Consider the following 21215-nt stretch of genomic DNA (forward strand, 5'->3'; position numbering starts at 1 on the left):
CGGGCGACACAACGCAATATTGCCTCACGCGAGCCTGTTCGACTTGCGGATAAGACGATGCCGCCAGCCGTTTCGCCGTTGCACGGTGGCGAAGGGGGCCGATTGCGTCTGTCCCGACCAGCGGCGTCCATCCGCGAAGACATTGCCGATACATCGTTTGCCAGCAGGTGCTTTCACCGCCTGCATCCTCCAAACTGACAGTCGCATATGGAACCCAGCCTAGCCCGCTATATCTGGACGCACACCCGGAAGCAGCAGATCTGGATATTGATGATCGTCCTGCTTTCGATGATCCCATATTTCATGTCCTTCGACCTGCCGAAGCTGATCGTCAACGGCCCGATCCAGGGGAAGGGGTTCGAGCAACCCGGCACGACCCTGCCCTTCATGAGATTGCACTATAACCTGCCGTTCATTGGCGAGGTCCAGTTCTTCTCCGGTTTTCAGCTTGACCGCAAGGAGACGCTGCTTGCCCTGAGCCTTGTGTTCCTCTTGCTGGTCGTCATCAACGGCCTGTTCAAACTCTACATCAACACCTACAAGGGCCGCCTCGGCGAACGCATGCTGCGGCGTATTCGCTTCGATCTGATCGATCGTGTGCTGCGGTTTCCGCCGATTTACTTCAAGCGGGTGAAATCCGCCGAAGTGGCGACCATGGTGAAGGATGAGGTGGAGCCGCTGGGCGGCTTTATCGGCGATGCCTTCCTGCAGCCGGTGCTGCTCGGCGGCCAGGCGCTGACGGCCATGTTGTTCATCATGGTCCAGAACGTCTGGCTCGGAATGATAGCGGTGGTGATCGTGATCATCCAGATCGTACTCATCCCGCGGATGCGGCGGCGGCTGCTCGTGCTTGGGCGCCAACGGCAGTTGACGGCGCGCGCGCTTTCTGGCCGGGTTGGCGAAATCGTTGACGGCATCGGCGCGGTTCACGTCCACGATACGTCGAACTACGAGCGCGCCGACATAGCTGCTAGGCTAGGGCTCATCTTCAAGATCCGCTTCGATCTTTACCAATGGAAATTCATGGTAAAGTTCCTCAACAATTTTCTCGCACAGCTCACGCCCTTTCTGTTCTACATGATCGGCGGGTATCTGGTCATCGGGGGCCGGCTGGACGTCGGCCAACTCGTGGCGGTGATCGGAGCCTACAAGGACCTGCCCGGACCGATGAAGGAACTGATCGACTGGGATCAGGATCGGCAGGATGTCCAGGTCAAATATCAGCAGGTCGTTGAACAGTTCACCGTCGAGGATATCATTGCGCCGGGAATCGCGGCACTGACGATCAACGATCCCGGTCCGATGACAAACCCGCTGTCGGCGGTCGGTCTCTCCATGGCAGACGATGGCGGTGCAATGCTCCTCAACCGTGTCTCCATGCAGGTCAAGCCGGCTGAGACGGTGGCGCTGGTCAGCACCCCGACAGGCGGAGCGGAGGCGCTAGCAGAAGCCTTCGCGCGTCTGAACTGGCCAGAGAGTGGAAAGGTCGCTTCGGGCGCCGATGACCTGCTTGAACTCCCCGAAGCCGTGACCGGCCGGCGCATGTCTTACGCCTCGTCGGATGTTTTCCTGTTCCAAGCAAGCCTGCGCGATAACCTGCTCTACGGGTTGAAGCATGCACCGCTGACATCGGTGACTTATGACGGCGCCGCGGCAGACCAGCAGCGCTGGAATATGGACGAGGCGCGCCGGTCGGGCAATCCGGATTTCGACGTCCATAGCGACTGGATCGACTATGCTTCCGCCGGTGCTACCGGCCCGCACGACCTCTTTGAAGCGGTGCGCCGGGTGCTCGACGCGGTTCTTCTGTCGCGCGACATTCTGGATCTTGGCTTGCGCTCTTCGGCCGACCTCACGCGTCACACGAAGCTCGCCGGGCGGATCGTCGAACTGCGTGCAGCGCTGCGAACCCGGCTGGAACAGGAAGGGCTGCGCGAACTGGTGGTTCCTTTCGAGCCGGGCGCTTACAACACGGAAGCGACGATCGGCCAGAACTTGCTTTTCGGCGCCGCCGCCGGCCCCGAACTGGCCGACAAGGCTCTGGCGGCCAATCCCTACTTTGCTTCCGTGCTGAAGCAGGCCGGCCTCGACAGCACGCTCTACGAGATGGGCATGGAGATCGCCGAACAGGCGATCGAGCTGTTTGCCGACCTGCCGCCAGATCACCAGTTCTTCCAGCAGCTCGCCTTCATGAGCGCCGAGGAGATCCCCGCCTACGAGACCTTGCTGCAGCGGCTCAAGAACCGCCCCTACGAGGCGGTTTCGGAGGCCGACCGCGCCATGATCATCACCTTGAGCTTTGCCTATATCGAGCCCCGGCACCGCTTCGGCCTGCTGACCGACGAGTTGATGAGCAAGATCGTCGCCGCACGCAACCAGTTCTATGAAAACCTGCCGCCCGAACTGCACAACGCGATCGAACGGTATGATCCTGCCAAATACATTGCCGCGGCCACCGTCATGGACAATGTCCTATTCGGCCGTGTGGGAAACAACCATCCCGACGCCCCGGACCGCATACGCTCCATCGTCTATGACATTCTTGACGAGCTGGGGCTCTATGCCGAGCTTCTGGATGTCGGCCTGGACTTCAACGTCGGCGCCGGTGGAAGGCGGCTGACCGGCGGACAGCGACAGAAGCTCGATGTTGCCCGGGCTCTGCTCAAGCGTCCCGATTTTCTCATTCTCAACCGGCCGCTGTCGGCGCTCGACCAGCGCATTCAGGACAAGGTGCTGCGAAACGTGCTCGAGGAAGCCAGACGCGACGGCCATTCGCCGGCAATTGTGTGGGTCGTGACGAGTCCGGCAATGGCGATGATGTTCGATCGCGTTATGGTCTTTGACTCGGGTCAATTGGTGGAAGACGGTACACACGAGACACTTTTGGCAGAGAACGGTATCTTCAAGGAACTTCTGTCATAGTCTGGCAGACGCGAATTTAGGAAGGTTTGCGACAATGCTGCTCAAGGATGAAGTTGGAATGCTGCAACGCGTTCCCTTGTTCTCTGGCATTGAGCCGGCAAAGCTCAAGCTGCTCGCGTTCACATCCGATCGCGTGAATTACAGCGCCGGCCAGATTCTTTTCCGGCAGGGCGACGAGGCAGACGCTGCCTATGTCATCCTTTCAGGCAGGGCGGATATTCTGGTCGATTCCGACAGCGGGCCGATGAAAGTTGCCGAACTGCTGCCAAATTCGATTGTCGGCGAGATCGCCATATTGTGCAACAGCTCCCGCACTGCCACCGTCAGCGCGGCAAGTGATCTGGAGGCCTTGAGAATCCGCAAGGATCATTTCCTGAGGCTTATGAAGGAGTTCCCGGAAATGACCATCGAGATATTGCGGGTTCTTGCCGATCGGCTAAGCCATACGACCGCGGATCTGATCGACGCACGAAGCGCCTAGAGCTATGATGGGCGAAAGGTAGCATGGACGACGATTTTTTCCTGGTCAGATTTTGGGGCGTGCGCGGCAGCATTGCTGTATCCGGGCCAGAATTCGCTCGCTATGGCGGCAACACAATCTGCATTGAGATGCGATGCGGCAAGCATACGCTTCTGTTCGACGCAGGCTCTGGCCTGCGGCCTGCCGGCAAGGCGCTTCAGGCGTCGGATGTGACCGATTTCGACCTGCTTTTCACCCATTGCCATTACGATCACATCATCGGGCTGCCGGCTTTTGCGCCTATCTTCGACCCGAGCGTCAAGCTTACGCTTTGGTCCGGGCATCTTGCAGGACGCATGACGACCCGGCAGATTATCGATGAGTTCATACGGCCGCCGTGGTTTCCGGTGAAAATGAACGTCTGCAAGGCAAATCTCGACTGCCGCGATTTCGTATCCGGAGACGTGCTTCGGCCGCGCGAAGGGGTGGTGGTTCGGACCGGCAGTCTCACCCATCCGGGAGGCTGCATAGGCTACCGGATCGAATGGGGCGGCCGCGTCGTGGCGGTGATCACCGACACCGAGCACGAGCCGGACAAACTCGATCAGTCGGTGCTCGACCTGATCGAAGATGCCGACCTCGTCATTTACGATTGCACCTACACCGAGAAGGAAATGGAACGCCGCCGCGGTAACGGTCACTCGACATGGCAACAGGGCGTCAAGCTCTGTGAGGCGGCCGGTGCACGGGCGCTTGCGCTGTTTCACCACGATCCGACACGCACCGACGAGCAACTGGACGAGATGGAGAAGCTGGCCAAGGACAGGTTTGCCGGCGCTTTTGCCGCGCGGGATGGCCAGATGCTCAAATTCCCGGTCTCATCGCACAGAAAGCGCTGAGCTATTTTCCTTTACCCGCGTGGCGCCCGATCAATGTCCTGATCGGAAGCCATGCACAGGGTTCAGCCTGTGCGGTGACTGTCAACAATCGTTCGAGGAAAAGCCAGGCCGATTCATCATGTACAAGATGGTGGGTGAGCAGGCCGATCGGCTCGCCGTCGGATGCATGCTGCAAGTGTGCGATGATAGCCTGGACCAATACACCATGATCGCGGCAGCCGCACGTGCCATGCCAATCCATGATGTCGACATTGCTGTTGATGACCGCCAATGAAGCCGGCTTCGGCGGCCCATAGACTGACAAGGCCGCAAAACCTATCGATCCAAGGTCGGATACCACGCCGGCGTCGATCCTGTTCCAGGGCGGCACCAGCATCGGAACGGCACGTGCGCCGTGCAGGCCGGTTACTCGCGACAGTCCGCGAGCCAGATCATCGAGCACCGCCTCGCGTGGCCGATGCGCGCCGAGCTCCTGCTTTTTCTGGTCCTCGGGCGCATGAGTCCGGTGCGCCCAGCCATGGATGGCGACCGTGGCATGCGGGGCCTCGTCGAGCCGGGCGACAAGCTTCGCGTCGGTCAGGGCCGGAATGACGGCCAGAGTGACCGGAACCGCGAATTCACCGGTGAGGTCGAGCAGCCGATCAAGCGCAGGCGTCGGATACACGGCGTCGTCGTCGCGCAGCCAGAACTCCGCCTTGCGGCCCGCCCGTTGCAGGCGCGCCAGCTCTTCCACCAAGGGCTGCCAGATCGGATCGGACGTCATGAGACCGGGACCTTCGCAATAAGTTCGGCCAGACGCGCAGCTGCGCCACCGAGGGAACGTTCTTCGAGAACGAAACGCCGGGCTTCCGCGGCCATGATGGTTCTTTCGTCGTCCCGGGCCAGCAGCCTTTCAATGGCGGAAGCGAACGCCGCGACATCGCCCGGCGGGGTGAGAAACCCGGTCTGGCCATCCCGCACGACCTCCGGCACGCCGGCGATGTCCTGAGCCACCACCGGAAGGCCGGCGGCCTGTGCTTCAAGATAGGCAACGCCGTAGGCCTCGCCATAACCCGGCCAGACATAGATTCCCCCGGTATAAAGGACATCCGGCACGGCGGCAGGCTCGATCGAGCCGATCCATTCGATACGATCGGCGGGCAAGCCGGCGAATTGCGCTTCGACCTCGTCGCGAGCTGGCCCGTCTCCGACGACCGACATGGTCCAGGGCATATGGCCGATCAAGCCGAGCGCTTGCGCCAGCATGCGATAGCTGCCCAGTTTGTCGCCCGGGCGCATCATGGCGACGGTAACGAGGCGCGTCGGACAACCCCGTGCCGGGATTTCCCGGAATGCCGATATGTCGATGAAGGGCGAAAGCATACCGAAAGCGGCCTTGGGAATAGCATCCGCCAGTCCCTGACGATCCCTTTGGGTGAAGCAGATGTTCAGAGCCGCTTGTTCGATGGCTCGCGCCACCAATGCTTGGCTATCGGCCCACAAGCCGGCATTGCGTCGCCTGGAATAGGAGGCTTCCGCTGTCACATAGGGGACAGCAAAGGCCGACGCCAGCTCCGGCCCGATCAAGTCGGGCGCCTTGTAATAGGGATGGTAGGTGAACCAGAGATCGGGCTTGCCGTCACGATCCCAAAGCTTGGTCAGCCGCGCGGCTTCCTCTGCGGCCTCGATCTTGAGTGCCTCGAAACTTTTCGACTCCGGCTGGCGTAGATAGAAGCGCAACTCAGATGCCAATTCGACGCTATGCCCTCCGTACTCCAGCGCTTTGACAAGCATCCGTGCCATCTGGCGGTCGCCGGAGACAACGGGATGATTGGGTGACTTCAGCGGCGCGTAGAAGGCAATTCGCATCGCGCGACCCTATCATCGGAAAGCCTGCGCAAGTCAATTTCCAAGCGTGATCGACTTCACCTTCAAGTCGTGGAATGTGCTATCTGATGGCCATGGAAACAGCTGTCGCGTCCGACCCTTTTGTCGCTTCTTTGCCGGTCTTCGCAAAGTTCGAAAGCGTTGCCGATATCGATAACTATCGGCCCCTCCCCGATGGCTGGGCGCTGGCCACTGCCGACATTGTCGGCTCGACCAAGGCGATCGAGGCGGGGCGCTATAAAACCGTCAATATGGCCGGCGCAAGCGTCATTTCGGCGCTGCTCAATGCGCTGGGTCGGCAAGATCTCCCCTTTGTCTTCGGCGGCGACGGCGCACTCGTGGCGTTTCCCGGCTCGGCGCTGGAGATCGCCCGCAACGCGCTGGCGGCCGTCCAAAGATGGGTGGCGGACGAACTGGGCCTGACCTTGCGCGCCGCGATCGTGCCGATAGGGGACATAAGGGCGCAGGGCCTCGACGTTCGCGTGGCGAGGTTCCAGGCCTCCGAAGCGGCCTTCTATGCCATGTTCGCCGGCGGTGGCGGCAGTTGGGCGGAAGCTGAGATGAAAGCGGGGCGCTACCGCATCGATCCTGCGCCGGTCGGCGCGCGGCCGGATCTGACCGGCCTTTCCTGCCGTTGGAACCCGATCGAAGCACGGCATGGCGAAATCGTCTCGATCATAGCCACACCGGGGGCGTCGCGCGACTTGCGCGGGTTTCAGTTTCTGGCTTCCGACATCATCGCCCTCGCCGGCAGGCAGGAGCGCGATGGCCACCCGGTGCCGGTGGACGGCCCGGGCTACAGTCTGCTGCCCGCCGGCCTGGATGTCGAGGCGCGGGCGATGGCCACGGCAGGATGGCGGTGGCGGTCGAAGCTGTGGATCGTGTTCCTGATGACGCTTACGGCTGTAACCGATCGATTTGGCTGGACGATTGGCCGTTTCGATCCGAAGGTCTACAAACGCGAGGTGGCCAGCAATTCGGATTTCCGAAAGTTCGACGACGGCTTGAAGATGACCATCGACGTTGACGCGGATGTGCTGCATCGGATCCAAGACCGGCTGAAGCAGGCGGAAGAGGCGGGCATCTGCAATTATGGCCTGCACCGCCAGAAGTCGGCCTTGATGACCTGCCTCGTCATCTCGCCGCTGCAGCGCGATCATGTTCATTTCATCGATGGCGCCGCCGGCGGCTACGCGATGGCTGCCGCAAGCCTGAAGGCGAAGGCGCCGGTCTGCTGACTGCTTGCGGAAATCGATTTCCGCAATATGCCCTCACTCATGGTTCTTGGCACCGGTGAGCCGCGCCATGGGAGCGGGTAGCCTGTCCGAATTGACGGGAAAGCAGATTTTTGGACGCCTAACGATCAACATATGACCGTCTTCTGAACCGGATTTCGAGGTGCGTCGCGCAAGTCGGCGTGATCGGACCGAGCTATGTCGGGTTGCCGCTGTCGGTTGCGATCGCACGCGCCGGGTTCCCGGTTTCCGGCTTCGACATCGAAGCCCGGAAGGTCGATGCCTGAGCAACGGCCAATCCTACTTGAGGCAGTGACGTCGACAGCCGTGCCGGCCGGGCGGTTCCGCACCACTGCGGATTTGCCGAACTAGCCGTCTGCGATGCCATCATAATCTGCGTTCCGACACCGCTGACGAAACACCGGGAGCCGGAGAGGATCCCCGAAGGATCCGATGCTGTCGTCGTGGCAACCTACCACGACGCGATCGACTATCAGGCGATCGCTGATCACGCTCCTCTGGTCGTCGACACACGCAATGATTTTGGCCGCCTCGGGCTGGTCCAAGCGACAGTGGTGGTGAAGGCCCGACGATGTCTGAGACGGCGAATTCTTTGCCCGATGTCAGGATCGAGATTGCACTCCGCCGGAAGCCTCGCCACATAGGGTTCCAGGTGATAGATGCTGTTTACGCCTGCTTCCTTCCTGCAAGGAGTTATTTAGGAAATTCTTCGCCGGCTTTCGTCGCCGAAGCCGGCTTCACTGCCTTCACTTGTGTGGCGGATCAAAGGAGATGGCTCGTCTTCGACGGGTTTGAGATAGCATGAGCACAGCGCAAGCAGAAGTTTCCACCATTCTCATGGATAAAGTTGCCGACTGGCTGAGCCAATCGGCGCTGGCGGGCAACGACCTGGAAACATTGGTAAAGGGCTTTTGTGAACGGTTGGCTGCTGCCGGCCTGCCGCTGAAGCGGGTGCATTTGAGCTTTTCGATGCTTCATCCGCTCTATGACGCGCTTGGTTTTACCTGGCTTCGCGGCCAGGGCCTGGAAGTGGAAGGCTTCCGCAGTGAGAACGGCGTTCATTCCGACAGATTCCTGACCAGCCCATACTACCATCTGCTCAGCAACAAGCTCGACCACCTGCGGCGCCGGCTTGACCCCTCGGTGCGGTCGGAGTTTCCTGTTTTCGACGACCTCAGGCGTATGGGCGTCACCGATTACATGGCATTCGTGCATCCCTTCAACGGCGATACCAGCCAGGGCATGATGGGGTCGTGGTCGACCGACAGTGCGTCTGGCTTCAGCGACGGCATGATTTCGGCGCTATTGCGGATCCAGAACTATCTCGCTATCGCCACCAAGATGGCGGTGCTCACCAAGCTCGCCGACAACATGATGACCACTTATCTTGGCGGCGACGCCGGCAGACGTGTGCTGGACGGCCAGATCAAGCGCGGCGAGGGTGACACAATCCGGGCCGCACTGGTCATGGGCGATATGCGGGGGTCGACAAGGCTTGCCGAAACCTCCGGTCGCGAAATCTACATCGATACGCTGAACCAGTTTTTCGATGCCATCGCTGCACCTTTCAATCGCAAAGGCGGGCAGATCATGAGTTTCCTGGGGGATGGCTTCATCGCCGTCTACCCCTGCGAAAGGCATCGCTCGCAGTCCGAGATCGCCTGCCAGGCTGCTCTTGCGGCAGCGCACAAGGCCAGCGCGCGCATGATGGAGCTCAATCTGCGCAGAAAGGAGCAGGGGTTGGGCGACATAAAGTTTGGTATCGGCCTGCATGTCGGCAATGTGATGTTCGGCAACGTCGGACTTACCGACCGGCTGACATTCTCTGTCTTCGGCTCGGCTGTAAACGAGGTCCAGCGTCTCCAGACCCTGACCAAGAAATATCCGCACAGCGTTCTCGCCAGCAAGGACTTCGCCAGCTATTGCGGCGACAACAGTTGGCTGACGCTCGGCACGGAGGAACTGGCGGGTATCAAGCAGAAGCTGACGGTGCTTTCACCCGATTTGTCGGGTGCTCTCGCGCTCGATGAAGACGCTGCGCCGATTCAGGACCGGATATCGGACGCCGAGCAGGTCATGCTGCTTCATCGCGATGCCGCGCGGTTGTCGGCAAGCGACCGGAGGAAGCTCCAGTAACCGACACGATCCGGTCCGAAAGCCTTGGTGTGCAGCCCGGTCGCCGGTTCCGTCGCGGAATTCGATTCGAATCCAAGTTGCTCTAGGCTGGCAATACGCTAGTCTCGCTTTTTGGGTCTGCCGCCCGGCAGACTGCCAGAGTGGGGCTGGTGTGAGGATGAATTCGGGCATTGATCTGCTGCGGATCGAGGATCTTGGCATCTCTTTTGCCATGATCGGGGGACCGTTGCATGCCGTCAGACGCGCAAATCTCCGCGTCCTGCCCGGCAAGGTTACCGCGCTTGTGGGCGAGTCCGGTTCCGGAAAATCGGTTCTCAGCCAGGCAGTGATGGGCATTTTGCCGAATACGGCCCACGTTCGCGGCCGTATCCTGTTTTCTGATCCTGAAAAGCCTGGCACGACGCAAGACATCCTGCAGATGCAGCGTGACGGAACCGAAATCCGGGCGTTGAGAGGCAGCCGCATCGGCAAAATCTTTCAGGAGCCAATGACATCGCTCTCGCCGCTGCACACGATCGGCAACCAGGTCAGCGAATCCTTGCAGATTCATACGCCTATGGCTCGGGCGGAGCGCAAGGCGCGGACCGAGGAAATGCTCGGCCTTGTCGGCTTCCCCAATCCCAAGCGCGCCTACGACATGTATCCATTTGAACTTTCGGGAGGATTGCGGCAACGCGCCATGATCGCCATGGCGCTTATCTGCCGGCCTGCTTTGTTGATCGCCGACGAGCCGACGACGGCGTTGGACGTCACCATCCAGGCGCAAATCCTGCAATTGCTGCGCGGGCTTCAGACCAAGCTGAACATGGCGATGCTGCTGATCACGCACGACCTCGGCGTGGTCGCCAATGTCGCCGACGAGGTGGTGGTCATGTACCATGGCGAGATCATGGAAATGGGGCCTGTCGAGGCGATATTCCGCCGGCCGGGCCACCCTTACCTGAAGGGCCTAATGGCAGCCGTTCCGCATTTCGACCTGAAGCCCGGTGAAAGGCTAAAGGCGCTCCGCGAGGTGCCGGTGAATGTCGGGAACCTGCTCGGCAAGCAGACTGCCCCGGCATCGAAGGGGCCAGACGACATCCTGCTGTCGGTAAGGGATCTGACTAAGACCTTCACCATCCGCAAGTCAGGATGGTTCAGCGGGGGTCATCAATCCTCTGTTCGCGCCGTGGACGGCGTGAGCTTCGACATCAGGCGGGGTGAGTGTCTGGGTCTGGTCGGCGAAAGCGGCTGTGGCAAAACAACCGTCAGCAAGATCCTCATGCGGGCCATTACCCCCAGCGGCGGTTCTGTGATCTTCAACGGCCGCGATGGACCGACCGACGTCCTGGGCGCAGAGGGAGATGCCCTGCGCATATTGCGCGCGAAAATCCAGATGGTCTTCCAGGACCCGGTTTCGTCGCTTTCACCTCGCATGACGGTGGAGAACATCTTGAGCGAGCCGCTGGAGATCCATGAGCGTGGCAATGCGGCGTCCCGACTCGCCACGGTCAAGAGCCTGATGCAGGCAATCGGGCTCGATCCGCGCTTCATCAAGCGTTATCCGCACAGTTTCTCCGGCGGGCAGCGTCAGCGCATCGGCATCGCGCGCGCATTGGCGCTGGGGCCTGAACTCCTGATCTGCGACGAGCCGGTTTCGGCGCTCGATGTCTCTGTCCAGGCGCAGATCCTGAATCTTCTGAAGGACCTGCAAAAAGAACTGGGCCTGACCTACCTGTTCATATCCCACAATCTGGCGGTGGTGGACTACATGGCAGACCGCATCGCGGTGATGTGCGGCGGGCGTATCGTCGAGCTTGCGCCGCGCGAAATTCTGCTCAGGAAACCAATCCACCCCTACACGCGCTCCCTGGTCGCCGCGGTACCTTTCCCCGATCTCGACCGGCCGATGGATTTCAAGACGCTGAAGCTCGGCGGCGCCTCTGACACCAGCGCATGGGGACCACAATTCCGCGAAGAAGGCGACGAGGATGTCCTGGCGCCGCTCGATCTTGGCGGCGGCCACCTCGTGCTGGCCCGACGTTCGGCCGATGTCAGCGAGTTACGCCATTGATCAGCCGTCGCACCGTCCTTGGCGTGATGGCTTCGGCACTCCTGCCGGGCACGTCGCGCGCTGGCGACCTGGAGCCGGAATTTCTTCGGCCGCAGCTGACGGCCAGGGCGCTGCCAGCACTCACCGAGCGCCTGCCCAAGAGCCCGCGCGCCTTGAATCTCGCCACGATGGGCCGGCAGCCGGGCCAATATGGCGGCACGCTGCGTACGATCATCGGCAGCCAGAAAGATATCCGGATGATGACGATTTACGGATATTCTCGCCTGGTCGGCTACGACGAAAAGCTTAGCTTGCAGGCCGACATTCTCGAAAATTTCGACGTCGCGGATGATCGCATCTTCACGTTCAAGATACGGGAAGGACACAAATGGTCCGACGGCAGCCTGCTGACGCCGGAGGATTTTCGCTATTGTTGGGAAGATGTCTGGCTGAACGATGAGCTTTCGCAAGGCGGGCTCGCCCCGACCCTGATGGCGGACGGCAAGCCGCCACGCTTCGAGATCGTCGATCCGTTGACGGTGCGCTATAGTTGGGATGCGCCCAATCCCGACTTCCTGCCCAAGCTCGCTGCCGCTTCGCCGATATCGCTTGTTCTGCCATCCGCCTATCTCAAGCAGTTCCACAAGAAATATCAGGATCCATTCCGGCTCGCCGGCCTGATGAAGGAGAACCGGACCCAGAAATGGACGCTCCTGCATATCCGTATGTCGCGGCAATATCGCCCGGAGAACCCGGAACTGCCGACGCTCGACCCCTGGCAGAACCGAACCAAGCCGCCGGCCGAGCAATTCATCTTCGAGCGCAACCCCTTCTTTCATCGGACAGACGAGAACGGCCGGCAACTGCCCTATGTTGACCGAATCATCATGAATGTCAGCTCATCGGCGATCATCTCCGCGAAGACCGGGGCGGGCGAGAGCGACCTGCAATGCATGGGAATTGACTTCAGCGATTACTCCTTCCTGAAGGACGCGGAGAAGCGCTATCCGGTGAAGATGCACCTGTGGAAACGCACACAGGGTTCTCGGCTGGCGCTGCTGCCGAATCTGAATTGTGCCGACCAGGTGTGGCGTGGCCTTCTGCGTGACGTGCGCGTGCGCCGCGCACTTTCGCTCGCCGTGGACAGGCGCGAGATCAATATGGCCGTGTTCTACGGATTGGCGCAGGAAAGCGCCGATACGGTTTTGTCCGAGAGCCCGCTCTACCGGCCGGAATTCGCTAAAGCTTGGGTTGCCCATGATCCCGACCAGGCCAACGCGCTGCTCGACGAGGCCGGGCTTCTGGCACGTGACGATGACGGCCTGCGGATACTTCCCGATGGACGCTCTGCCCAGATCATCGTGGAAACCGCCGGCGAAAGCACGCTGGAAACCGACGCGCTCGAACTCATCACCGATCACTGGCGAAAGATCGGCATCGCCCTGTTCATCCGGACTTCGCAGCGCGACATCTTCCGCAGCCGCGCGCTTGGCGGCCAGATCATGATGTCGATGTGGTCGGGCATCGACAATGGCGTGCCGACCGCCGACATGAACCCGAGTCAGTTGGCCCCCACAATCGACGATCAGCTGCAATGGCCGCTCTGGGGTGCTCACTACTTGTCTCATGGCAAGATGGGCGAGGCGCCCGATCTTCCTGCAGTGATCGAGTTAATGGTTTTGCTCAAGCGCTGGAACGCATCGACCGAAGCGACAGAGCGCGCCGAAATCTGGAATTCGATGCTGTCGATCTACACCGATCAGGTGTTTTCGATCGGGACCGTGAACGGAACGCATCAGCCGATTCTGGTGTCCTCACGGCTGCGCAATCTGCCTGACAAGGCGCTCTTCGGCTACGATCCGACCGCCTATTTCGGTGTCTACATGCCGGATACATTCTGGCTTGGAGAGTCCTGAGCGTGCTTCGATATATTGTCTGGCGCATTACTGTGATGGTTCCAACGCTGCTGGTGATATCAGCGCTGGTGTTCACGATCATCGAACTTCCCCCCGGCGACTATTTCGACAGCTATGTCGCCGAGCTTCGGGCACAGGGCGAAGGGGTGGATTCCGATCGCATCGAGATGATGCGCAAGGAATATGGTTTCGACAAGCCGCCGATCATTCGTTACTTCTATTGGGTCGGCGGGATGCTGCACGGCGATTTCGGCTATTCCTTCGAGTATGAGTTGCCGGTTCGCGACGTCGTCGGGGACCGAATGTGGCTGACTGTGCTGGTTTCCTTCGTCACGATCATCTTCACTTGGCTCATCGCCTTTCCGATCGGCATGTACTCCGCGACGCATCAATACAGTTGGGGCGATTACGGCCTGACCTTTTTTGGCCTCCTAGGCCTTGCCATTCCGAACTTCATGCTGGCGCTGATCCTGATGTATTTCGCCAACATCTGGTTCGGCACGTCCATCGGCCATCTCATGGACCCGCAATATCTCAGCGAGCCGATGAGCTGGGCCAAGGCGAAGTCGATACTCTCCCATCTCTGGATCCCGGTCTTGATCATCGGCACCGGCGGCACGGCAAGCATGATCCGGCGGCTGCGCGCCAATCTGCTCGATGAGCTACACAAGCAATATGTGGTGACCGCGCGCGCCAAAGGTCTTCATCCGTTCAGGGCGCTGGTCAAATATCCGCTGCGCATGGCGCTCAATTTCTTTATTTCCGACATCGGCTCCATCCTGCCGGCCATCATCTCCGGCGCCGAAATCACCGCGATCGTGCTGTCTTTGGAAACGACCGGGCCGATGCTGATCAAGGCGCTGCAAAGCCAGGACATGTATCTGGCGGGGTCGTTCCTGATGTTCCTCGCCTTCCTGACGGTTATCGGCGTCCTGATTTCCGACCTGGCGCTGGCGCTGCTGGATCCACGAATTCGTTTGCAGGGCGGCAGCACCAAATGAAAACGGATTCGCCGCTCCCCGCACCGAGTGCTCCACTAGAACACTATGTTTCCAGCGCGCCCTTTGACCTGCAGTCGGTCGAGGCGATGACGGTGGAGCAGTCGAAGGTCTTTCAGGCGTCGCAGTTGCGGCTGATGTGGTGGAAATTCCGCTTGCACCGGCTCGCCCTTGTATCCGGCATATTCCTGGTAGTGCTTTATTTCGGGATATTAATCTGCGAGTTCCTGGCGCCCTACAACCTGCACACGCGCAACATGGACTACATCTATTCGCCGCCGCAGCAGGTGCACCTGTTCCACAACGGCCAGTTCGTCGGGCCGTTCGTCTATGGCCGCCAGATGACGCTGGACATGGACACGCTCAAGCGGAACTACATCGACAACCAGGACGATGTTCAGCGGCTCCGTTTCTTCTGCAAGGCCGATCGTTACCGGTTCTGGGGCCTGATCGAAGGTGACAGGCATTTTGTCTGCGCTGCCGAAAACGGTCAGCTTTTCCTGGCGGGCACCGACCGGCTGGGGCGCGACGTGCTCTCGCGCATGATCTATGGCGCACGCATTTCACTGACAATCGGCCTCGTCGGCATCAGTTTCAGCTTCCTGCTGGGCATCGTCATCGGCGGACTGGCCGGTTATCACGGCGGTATCTTCGACCTGATCGTTCAACGAATAATCGAAGTTCTGCAATCGATTCCCAGCATTCCGCTATGGTTGGCCCTGGCGGCGATCATGCCGATAACCTGGAGCCCAATCCTGATCTATTTCGGCATCACCGTCATCCTCGGAGTGCTCGACTGGACCGGACTGGCGCGGGCCGTGCGTTCAAAGCTTCTGGCCTTGCGCGAGGAAGATTACGTTCTCGCCGCGCAGTTGATGGGCGCCGGAAGCAGCCGCATCATTAGGCGGCATCTCATTCCCGGCTTCATGTCGCATCTGATCGCGACGGCGACGCTCTCGATTCCTGGCATGATCCTGGGCGAGACGGCGCTGAGCTTCCTCGGGCTCGGCCTGAGGGCGCCGATAACCAGCTGGGGAATCCTGCTCACCGAGGCGCGCAGCGTCAGCGTGATCGCGTTCTATCCATGGCTTCTCCTGCCGATGCTCCCCGTCATTCTCGTCATCATGGCGTTTAACTTCCTCGGTGACGGCTTGCGGGACGCCGCAGATCCCTACAAGTGAGGTCGTTATTTTGCCGCGCGCCGTGCCGCCTATTCCACCCGGTATGAATCTTGCCGGCTGCCTGTACGGTTGTTGCAGTGTTCATCGTCCGCCTCTATATGTTCCGACACGTGATCGAGTTTGGCACTACGCCTTCGGGATACACCCGTGAACAGTTCGTGTCGGAGGCATTGCCGATCTTGAGCTGGTTCAGGACACACAAAGCATATGAGTCGCCTTGAGAATTTCATCAGCAGGATGACCGCACAGCGCGACATTCTCGACCAAGTCTGCGTCGAGGTGGCGAAGATGGAGGGGCTTGTGCTCGAGCTCGGCCTCGGCAACGGACGGACGTTCCACCATCTGCGCGAGCGCCTGCCCGGGCGCCGGATCGTGGTGTTCGACCGCGAAGTCGGTGCACATGCCAGCTCAATTCCCGAAGCCGAAAACCTCGTGCTCGGCGAAATACGCGAGACGGCCCGCAAGTTCATTGGCATCGAAGCCGCCCTTGTTCATGCCGACATCGGCACCGGCTATGACGATCGCGATGCAGTGACTGCTACCTGGCTTCCCGATCTGATTGCGAGCCTGCTTCGCGTCGGCGGCTTCGCGGTCAGTGGCACGCCGCTCGATCACCCGCTGCTGCAACGCCTCCCGGCGCCGACTTCAGAGCCCGCCGATCGTTATTTCCTCTGCAAGCGCGTGTGAGCGGCCGAGAGCCCTCATCTTTTCACGCAAACGATGCTCTACCGCAATTCCAAGGGAAAGTGCTAGGCGCTTTTCCCGAAAACCGTTACACTTCCTTGGAATTGCTCTGGACGGCCCAATTGCTCAGGGGATTGTATACACCGCTATCTCCCGCTCGATGCCGCGCAGCGAGACTTCGTGAAGCACGGGCGTCAGAGCGTTCCTGCGCAACAGATCGGCGGTGAGATTGTCGTCGACCACTGCACGGGTGGCGAAGATAGCCTGTGCGTTGGCCAGGTTCTGGACCCGTGAAGCAATGTTGACCGTCTGGCCGAAATAGTCCTGTCGCTCGTTCATGGACACGGCGATGCAGGGGCCGGCATGGACACCGATCTTGAGCAGCAGATCCTCGCGCCCGCTTCTGTCATTGAGCGCACGCATGGCATCACGCATCCTGAGGGCCGCAGCCATCGCGCGATCAGGCGTCGCGAATGTCGCCATCACCGCATCACCGATGGTCTTCACCACCGCGCCTGCCTCCGCCGCGACGATCTCGTGCAGAACCTGGAAATGCACGTGCACGAGATCGAAGGCTGAAAGGTCGCCCACCCGCTCGTAAAGCGCGGTCGATCCGCGCAGGTCGGTGAACAGGAAGGTGAGGCTGGTGATCTTCAGGCGCTGGTTGATGTCGAGCGTATCCGTACGATAGAGGTCGCGGAACGTCTGGTTGGTGAGCAGGCGCTTGGCGGTCAGAAAAGGCCGGCGTTTGCCCAGGAGATTATGCAATGCCTCGCCGGCGATGAAGACTGCCGGCAGCACGCGGGTGTCGGTCCTGTTTTCCAGCGAAATACGCAGCGGACCGGGTAGCATTTCCAGTGTCTGGTTCTGGACATGGTCGCGGTCGAAAGCCAAAGACAGGCTTCGCCGCTCTTTTGTTGGTTTGCCCTTCGCGTCGATGAACTGCGCTGAATGGGTGACCGGCTCGAAGACGATGATGAATTCGGGCGGAAGCTGTATAAGCAGGACGGCCTTTTCACCCGGCGCCAGCTCGATATCCTCCAGCGAGAACGCTCCTATGTTTTTCGCCAGATCCTCTTCCGGCAGATCGACGCCGGATCCCCAGTAAATCTGGCGAAAATATTCCACCAACGGCAGTTCGTGTGGATTGTGGGCGGCAATCCTGCGCACGCGAGGGCTGACGGTGAATGTCACCTCGACCATCTCATCAAGGGTCGGCGAATAGCCTTCGGAGCATAGCGCGCAGGTGTATTCGTCCTTCTGCAGGGTTTTCAGCGTAGCGTTGGTGTCGAGCACGCCGCCACAGCCGGGGCACAGAACATTCCATGAAATGTCGAAGATGCCCACCCGCGCCGCATGGAGGAAGGCGCTTATGGCGCGTTCCTCGTCGAGGCCATGCTTGCTGGCGAAAGCCGGCACATTGATGCGGCAAAGTTCATAATCCTTGCCTTCCGCGATGGTCCGCCGGATCGCGTCGATTGCCTGGAGATCGACATCGGTTGATTGCCGCAAAAGCGAGAACAGATCCTGAATTTCGGTCATCGTGCAGGCTCCGGAAAATGCGCCCCCTAGGTGGTTCACCGGAACCGGTCTTTGTTCCGAGCGCTCCATCTTACTTCGAAACGGATCGTACGGCCATTCGAATGGCAAAGCCCGCGCGACGGTTCAATTTCCGTCGGGATTTTCACCGATCGCAAGCGGCACTATGGTGAGTCCATGGGGTATTCATCTTTGGGACTTTCTCCCGCGCCGACACCCGGCAACCCGCCATTTCCCGCGGCCCTGCGGCTTTTCTCGGCGGGGGTCATCATCGTCCTGATCGTCGGCGCCGGCCTGTTTTTCGCGCCTGCGCTGGTCAAGCCGCGCTGGCCCTGGGCCGTCACGCCGTTCAATGCCCGCTTCCTCGGCGGCTTCTACACCGCCGAAATGGTCGTGATGGCGGCGCTGCTGGTCTGGAACCGCTGGTCGCCAGGCAGGCTCGTGCTTGTCATGGCCTTCATCTTCACCGTCATCGTGTCGGCGGCTTCGTTCTTCAGTCTCGGCTATTTCAACTTCGAGCGCAAAGCGCCCTGGCTCTGGTTCTTGGTCTATCTTGCTTCGGTCGCGGTATCCGGATCGTTCCTTTGGCGGGCCAGGGGCCGTCCTTCCGCAAAGGGCGTGACCTTAAACTCTGCATGGCGCGGCTACATGTCGATGGAAATGGTGATCATCGGGCTCTATGGCGTCGGTCTGTTGCTGTTTCCCCTGACATTCGGCGGCTTCTGGCCGTGGCCGATCGACGCCTTCCACGCTCAGGTCTACAGCGCCATCTTCCTCGCCGGAGCGGGCGGCACATATCTCGTCAGGAAAAGCGCGCCGCGCGAAGAGCTGCTGGTGCTCGGTCTGGCGCAGTTTCTGGTCGGCTTGTTTGCCATCCTTGGCCTTGTCATCACCGAGGCCGCAGTGCACCGGATCGACTGGACGGCGACGGGAACATTGTGCTGGCTCGCCCTTTTCGGCTGGATCGGAATCAGCGGCATCTTCAACTCTACGCCGTCTCCTGGTACTTCAGCGCGCAATCGGCATCATAGGATGATGAGATGGCTGGATTTTCAGATGATGTCCGGTGCATCGTGCCGGGCCCATTGCCTTTGCCGGGAAAGCCATGACCAGCACGACCTCGCCATTCCCAAAGAAAATCCAGCCGCAACTCCGGGCCATTCGGCCAAGCGATGCGGAGGCGCTTTGCGCCATCTTCAACATGCCGGGCTTCCGCTGGGGCACGCTCAGGATGCCATTCGAGATGGTGGAGCAGGTAGAACGGCGTATCGCCAAGTCCGGCCAGGAAACCACCTGGATCGTTGCCGAGCTGGACGGCAAGGTCGTCGGCCATGGCAGCCTGGTCGTGCAGGGTTCGCCGCGCCGTTCGCACATCGGCGAGATCAATATCGGCCTTGACGATGGCTTTGTCGGCAAGGGTATCGGCTCTGCCATACTTGGCGCGCTGCTTGACGTGGCCGACAACTGGCGCGCCCTGAAGCGAGTCGAATTGACCGTCTATGCCGACAATGAACCGGCCATCCGCCTCTACACAAGCCACGGCTTCGAGGTCGAAGGCCGGCATGTGAAGGCCGGCTTTACCGAAGGGCGGTATCACGACCTTCTGAGCATGGCCCGGCTGCGGTTCTGATGACCACGGACTTTGATCCGACCCTTAAGGCTCCGGTGGATGTTCTGGCAGTGCTATCACTGCTCTGCCCGGAAGTCGTGCGTGACATCGAGCAGAACTGGAATGCACCGGTTTCCGAATACGCCCGCCATCTGTGGCGGCCGGTGGCAAGGCCTGCATCGAGTCCGGCGATCGCTGCCCGTTCGATCCTGCTTGATATACTGCATCAGCGCCTTGATTTGATCATGCAGCCTGAAGAGGTCGGCAAGGCCCTTGAAGAATTCGACCACAGACCGGTGATTCAGTCCGGCCTCCACTGCCTGCTTCTGATGGACCGGATCACCTTCGATGCCCTCCTGTTTGCCTGGCTCGGCGCGGTCGAAAACGGGCTGTCGGCCTTCGTCGGCTTCATGGGAACGACGATGACCATGGAGACAATTGGCCGGGAGGGGCCGGGATGGCTCGATGTCGGCGACGACAAGGTCAACTTGTTTGGCATGGGGCGCCACAAACTATGCCGCAAAAGCGCCTGCGCGGCCGGCCCGGTCACCCTCAACAAGCGGGCGCTCGAAGCGGTGGGCGACGAAACGGATGCCAGCCGCTGGCTGGGCACACTGCTCGCCAGCCAGGACAAGGTGTTTGGAACCGCCGCCGATGCACTGACAGAACTCAACGAGGATCTGGTCGCCGATTGGGATCGTTCCGGCATGGCTCGGCCGGTGTTCATCGATGACCGGCTCGCGGCTTCCGTCGTGGCGCGGCATCTGGACCATGACAGCAGCCTTCTTTCCAAGCTGCTCCTTGAGCCCGCAAGGCGTCAGCGTCTCGAACGTACCCTGCAAGAGACCGAATCGAGCCCATTTGGCAGATTCCTGCCCAATGCCACGGCCTATTTCTGGGGCATTCGCGAGGAGCGCGTGCGCAAGCTCGTCCTCGAGAACGGGCACCTGATCGAGCCTGAAAGGCCGAATGGTCTTTCCATCCCGTTCGAGCGGGCGCATCTCAAGCAGGCGCTGCTGGACGGCGTGCTGCTGCCGAACTTGTTCCTGACGTTCCTCGTTCTTGCCATATTGCCGCGCGTGCGGGTCGTGGGCGGCCTGAGGCAGATCGGTTATGTAGCGCTTTTCCATTCGATCCTGCTGGCCGCGCTGGATGAAACCGCGCCGGAAGAGCGCGGTCTGGCTGCCGAGTTGCAGGTTCGGGAAAATGCCTGGGGCACCCGGGTCATCGATGAAAAAATGTCGGTCCGCGAACAGGTTGCCGGCCTGCCGGCAGGGAGGCTGTTTCCTGACCTGCTCGGGCACTACCGTTCGCACACCTTTGCCGAGACGACCGACGACCTGAAACTGGTTCGTGAAAACGCCCGATGGCGCAAGATAGGCCGAGCCTTTGGCGTCTGATCCGGGCCGCATGCCCTCATTTGTCATTGCACTATTCCGGCCTTGCGGAGCCCGTCGACCGTGAGTTCGATATCGGCAGGGTTCTTGTAAGGCAAGACTTTGCGACGGTATTCCAGCGAATAGTCAGGATTGACGCGAGCAGTTCCTGCCATGCCGCCACGCGTGGGGAAAACGGCCCAGATGGCCGTAACTGTCGTTGCGAGCCAGCCCCAAGTCGCCCAATGAGGGTCACTAGAGCGGTTCACGGCTTGATGGAATCGAAGGGGATTCCCGATTTGTCTGTTTTGTGATTCAAGATGCTGGCTGGAGTGGAGGCC

At 60.4% G+C, this 21215-nt stretch carries 16 protein-coding genes and 1 pseudogene; 13 read left to right on the top strand and 4 right to left on the bottom strand.

Going from position 1 to position 21215, the window contains the following annotated elements; genetic code table 11:
- The first annotated feature begins 207 nt into the window (after positions 1–207).
- The 3 genes from NKJ04_RS12710 to NKJ04_RS12720 are packed head-to-tail and all read left to right on the top strand — an operon-like array spanning position 208 to position 4281.
- Entirely contained in the window at positions 208–2922 is a 2715-nt protein-coding gene (locus tag NKJ04_RS12710; protein WP_352675280.1) for an ABC transporter transmembrane domain-containing protein, read from the top strand.
- Between the two features lie 34 nt (positions 2923–2956).
- Positions 2957–3403: a cyclic nucleotide-binding domain-containing protein gene (locus NKJ04_RS12715; RefSeq protein WP_031212612.1), complete on the top strand. Its 447-nt coding sequence runs from the start codon at positions 2957–2959 to the stop codon at positions 3401–3403.
- A gap of 23 nt (positions 3404–3426) precedes the next feature.
- Entirely contained in the window at positions 3427–4281 is an 855-nt protein-coding gene (locus NKJ04_RS12720; RefSeq protein ID WP_023809545.1) for an MBL fold metallo-hydrolase, read from the top strand.
- A gap of 1 nt (position 4282) precedes the next feature.
- On the opposite strand, the gene NKJ04_RS12725 is transcribed toward NKJ04_RS12720, so the two are convergent.
- Together NKJ04_RS12725 and NKJ04_RS12730 are read right to left on the bottom strand one after the other, a co-directional pair.
- Positions 4283–5044: a polysaccharide deacetylase family protein gene (locus NKJ04_RS12725; RefSeq protein WP_352675284.1), complete on the bottom strand. Its 762-nt coding sequence runs from the start codon at positions 5042–5044 to the stop codon at positions 4283–4285.
- Entirely contained in the window at positions 5041–6129 is a 1089-nt protein-coding gene (locus tag NKJ04_RS12730) for a glycosyltransferase family 4 protein (protein ID WP_023809547.1), read from the bottom strand. Before NKJ04_RS12730 ends, NKJ04_RS12725 begins: the two co-directional genes overlap by 4 nt.
- Positions 6130–6203: 74 nt before the next feature.
- Here NKJ04_RS12730 and NKJ04_RS12735 point away from each other — a divergent pair, with 74 nt between their 5' ends.
- From NKJ04_RS12735 to NKJ04_RS12770, 8 genes are all read left to right on the top strand, one after another.
- Positions 6204–7385 carry a DUF3095 domain-containing protein gene (locus NKJ04_RS12735; protein WP_081734769.1) on the top strand — a complete coding sequence of 394 codons (1182 nt, stop codon included), beginning with the start codon at positions 6204–6206 and terminating at the stop codon, positions 7383–7385.
- 179 nt (positions 7386–7564) lie between these two features.
- Complete coding sequence (locus NKJ04_RS12740) at positions 7565–7669, top strand: hypothetical protein (RefSeq protein ID WP_023809549.1); 105 nt, start codon at positions 7565–7567, stop codon at positions 7667–7669.
- A gap of 535 nt (positions 7670–8204) precedes the next feature.
- Positions 8205–9539, top strand: coding sequence for an adenylate/guanylate cyclase domain-containing protein (locus NKJ04_RS12745; RefSeq protein WP_352442503.1), 1335 nt, complete (start codon positions 8205–8207; stop codon positions 9537–9539).
- Positions 9540–9696: 157 nt separating this feature from the next.
- The gene (locus NKJ04_RS12750; RefSeq protein ID WP_023809553.1) at positions 9697–11592 is read left to right on the top strand and encodes an ABC transporter ATP-binding protein; all 1896 of its coding nucleotides are present in this window, start codon (positions 9697–9699) and stop codon (positions 11590–11592) included.
- Positions 11589–13487, top strand: a complete 1899-nt coding sequence (locus NKJ04_RS12755) for an ABC transporter substrate-binding protein (protein WP_352675288.1) — start codon at positions 11589–11591, stop codon at positions 13485–13487. The genes NKJ04_RS12750 and NKJ04_RS12755 overlap by 4 nt, the downstream gene beginning before the upstream one ends.
- Positions 13488–13489: 2 nt before the next feature.
- Positions 13490–14488: an ABC transporter permease gene (locus NKJ04_RS12760; RefSeq protein WP_023809555.1), complete on the top strand. Its 999-nt coding sequence runs from the start codon at positions 13490–13492 to the stop codon at positions 14486–14488.
- Complete coding sequence (locus NKJ04_RS12765; protein ID WP_031212616.1) at positions 14485–15666, top strand: ABC transporter permease; 1182 nt, start codon at positions 14485–14487, stop codon at positions 15664–15666. Before NKJ04_RS12760 ends, NKJ04_RS12765 begins: the two co-directional genes overlap by 4 nt.
- A gap of 207 nt (positions 15667–15873) precedes the next feature.
- On the top strand, positions 15874–16353 hold the full coding sequence (locus NKJ04_RS12770) for a class I SAM-dependent methyltransferase (protein ID WP_023809557.1): 480 nt from the start codon (positions 15874–15876) through the stop codon (positions 16351–16353).
- A 123-nt stretch (positions 16354–16476) separates the two neighbouring features.
- On the opposite strand, the gene NKJ04_RS12775 is transcribed toward NKJ04_RS12770, so the two are convergent.
- Positions 16477–17892, bottom strand: a complete 1416-nt coding sequence (locus tag NKJ04_RS12775; RefSeq protein ID WP_023809558.1) for an adenylate/guanylate cyclase domain-containing protein — start codon at positions 17890–17892, stop codon at positions 16477–16479.
- Between the two features lie 1198 nt (positions 17893–19090).
- On the opposite strand from NKJ04_RS12775, the gene NKJ04_RS12780 reads away from it, so the two are divergent.
- Positions 19091–19519, top strand: a complete 429-nt coding sequence (locus NKJ04_RS12780) for a GNAT family N-acetyltransferase (protein WP_352675305.1) — start codon at positions 19091–19093, stop codon at positions 19517–19519.
- Positions 19519–20898 (top strand): hypothetical protein, encoded by a 1380-nt coding sequence (locus NKJ04_RS12785; protein ID WP_031212620.1) that lies wholly within the window; start codon positions 19519–19521, stop codon positions 20896–20898. Before NKJ04_RS12780 ends, NKJ04_RS12785 begins: the two co-directional genes overlap by 1 nt.
- A gap of 23 nt (positions 20899–20921) precedes the next feature.
- On the opposite strand, the pseudogene NKJ04_RS12790 reads toward NKJ04_RS12785, so the two are convergent.
- Positions 20922–21215 (bottom strand): annotated as a pseudogene (locus NKJ04_RS12790) (hypothetical protein); the annotation flags it as partial.

The organism is Mesorhizobium sp. M0618 (assembly GCF_040320765.1).
GTDB lineage: Bacteria > Pseudomonadota > Alphaproteobacteria > Rhizobiales > Rhizobiaceae > Mesorhizobium.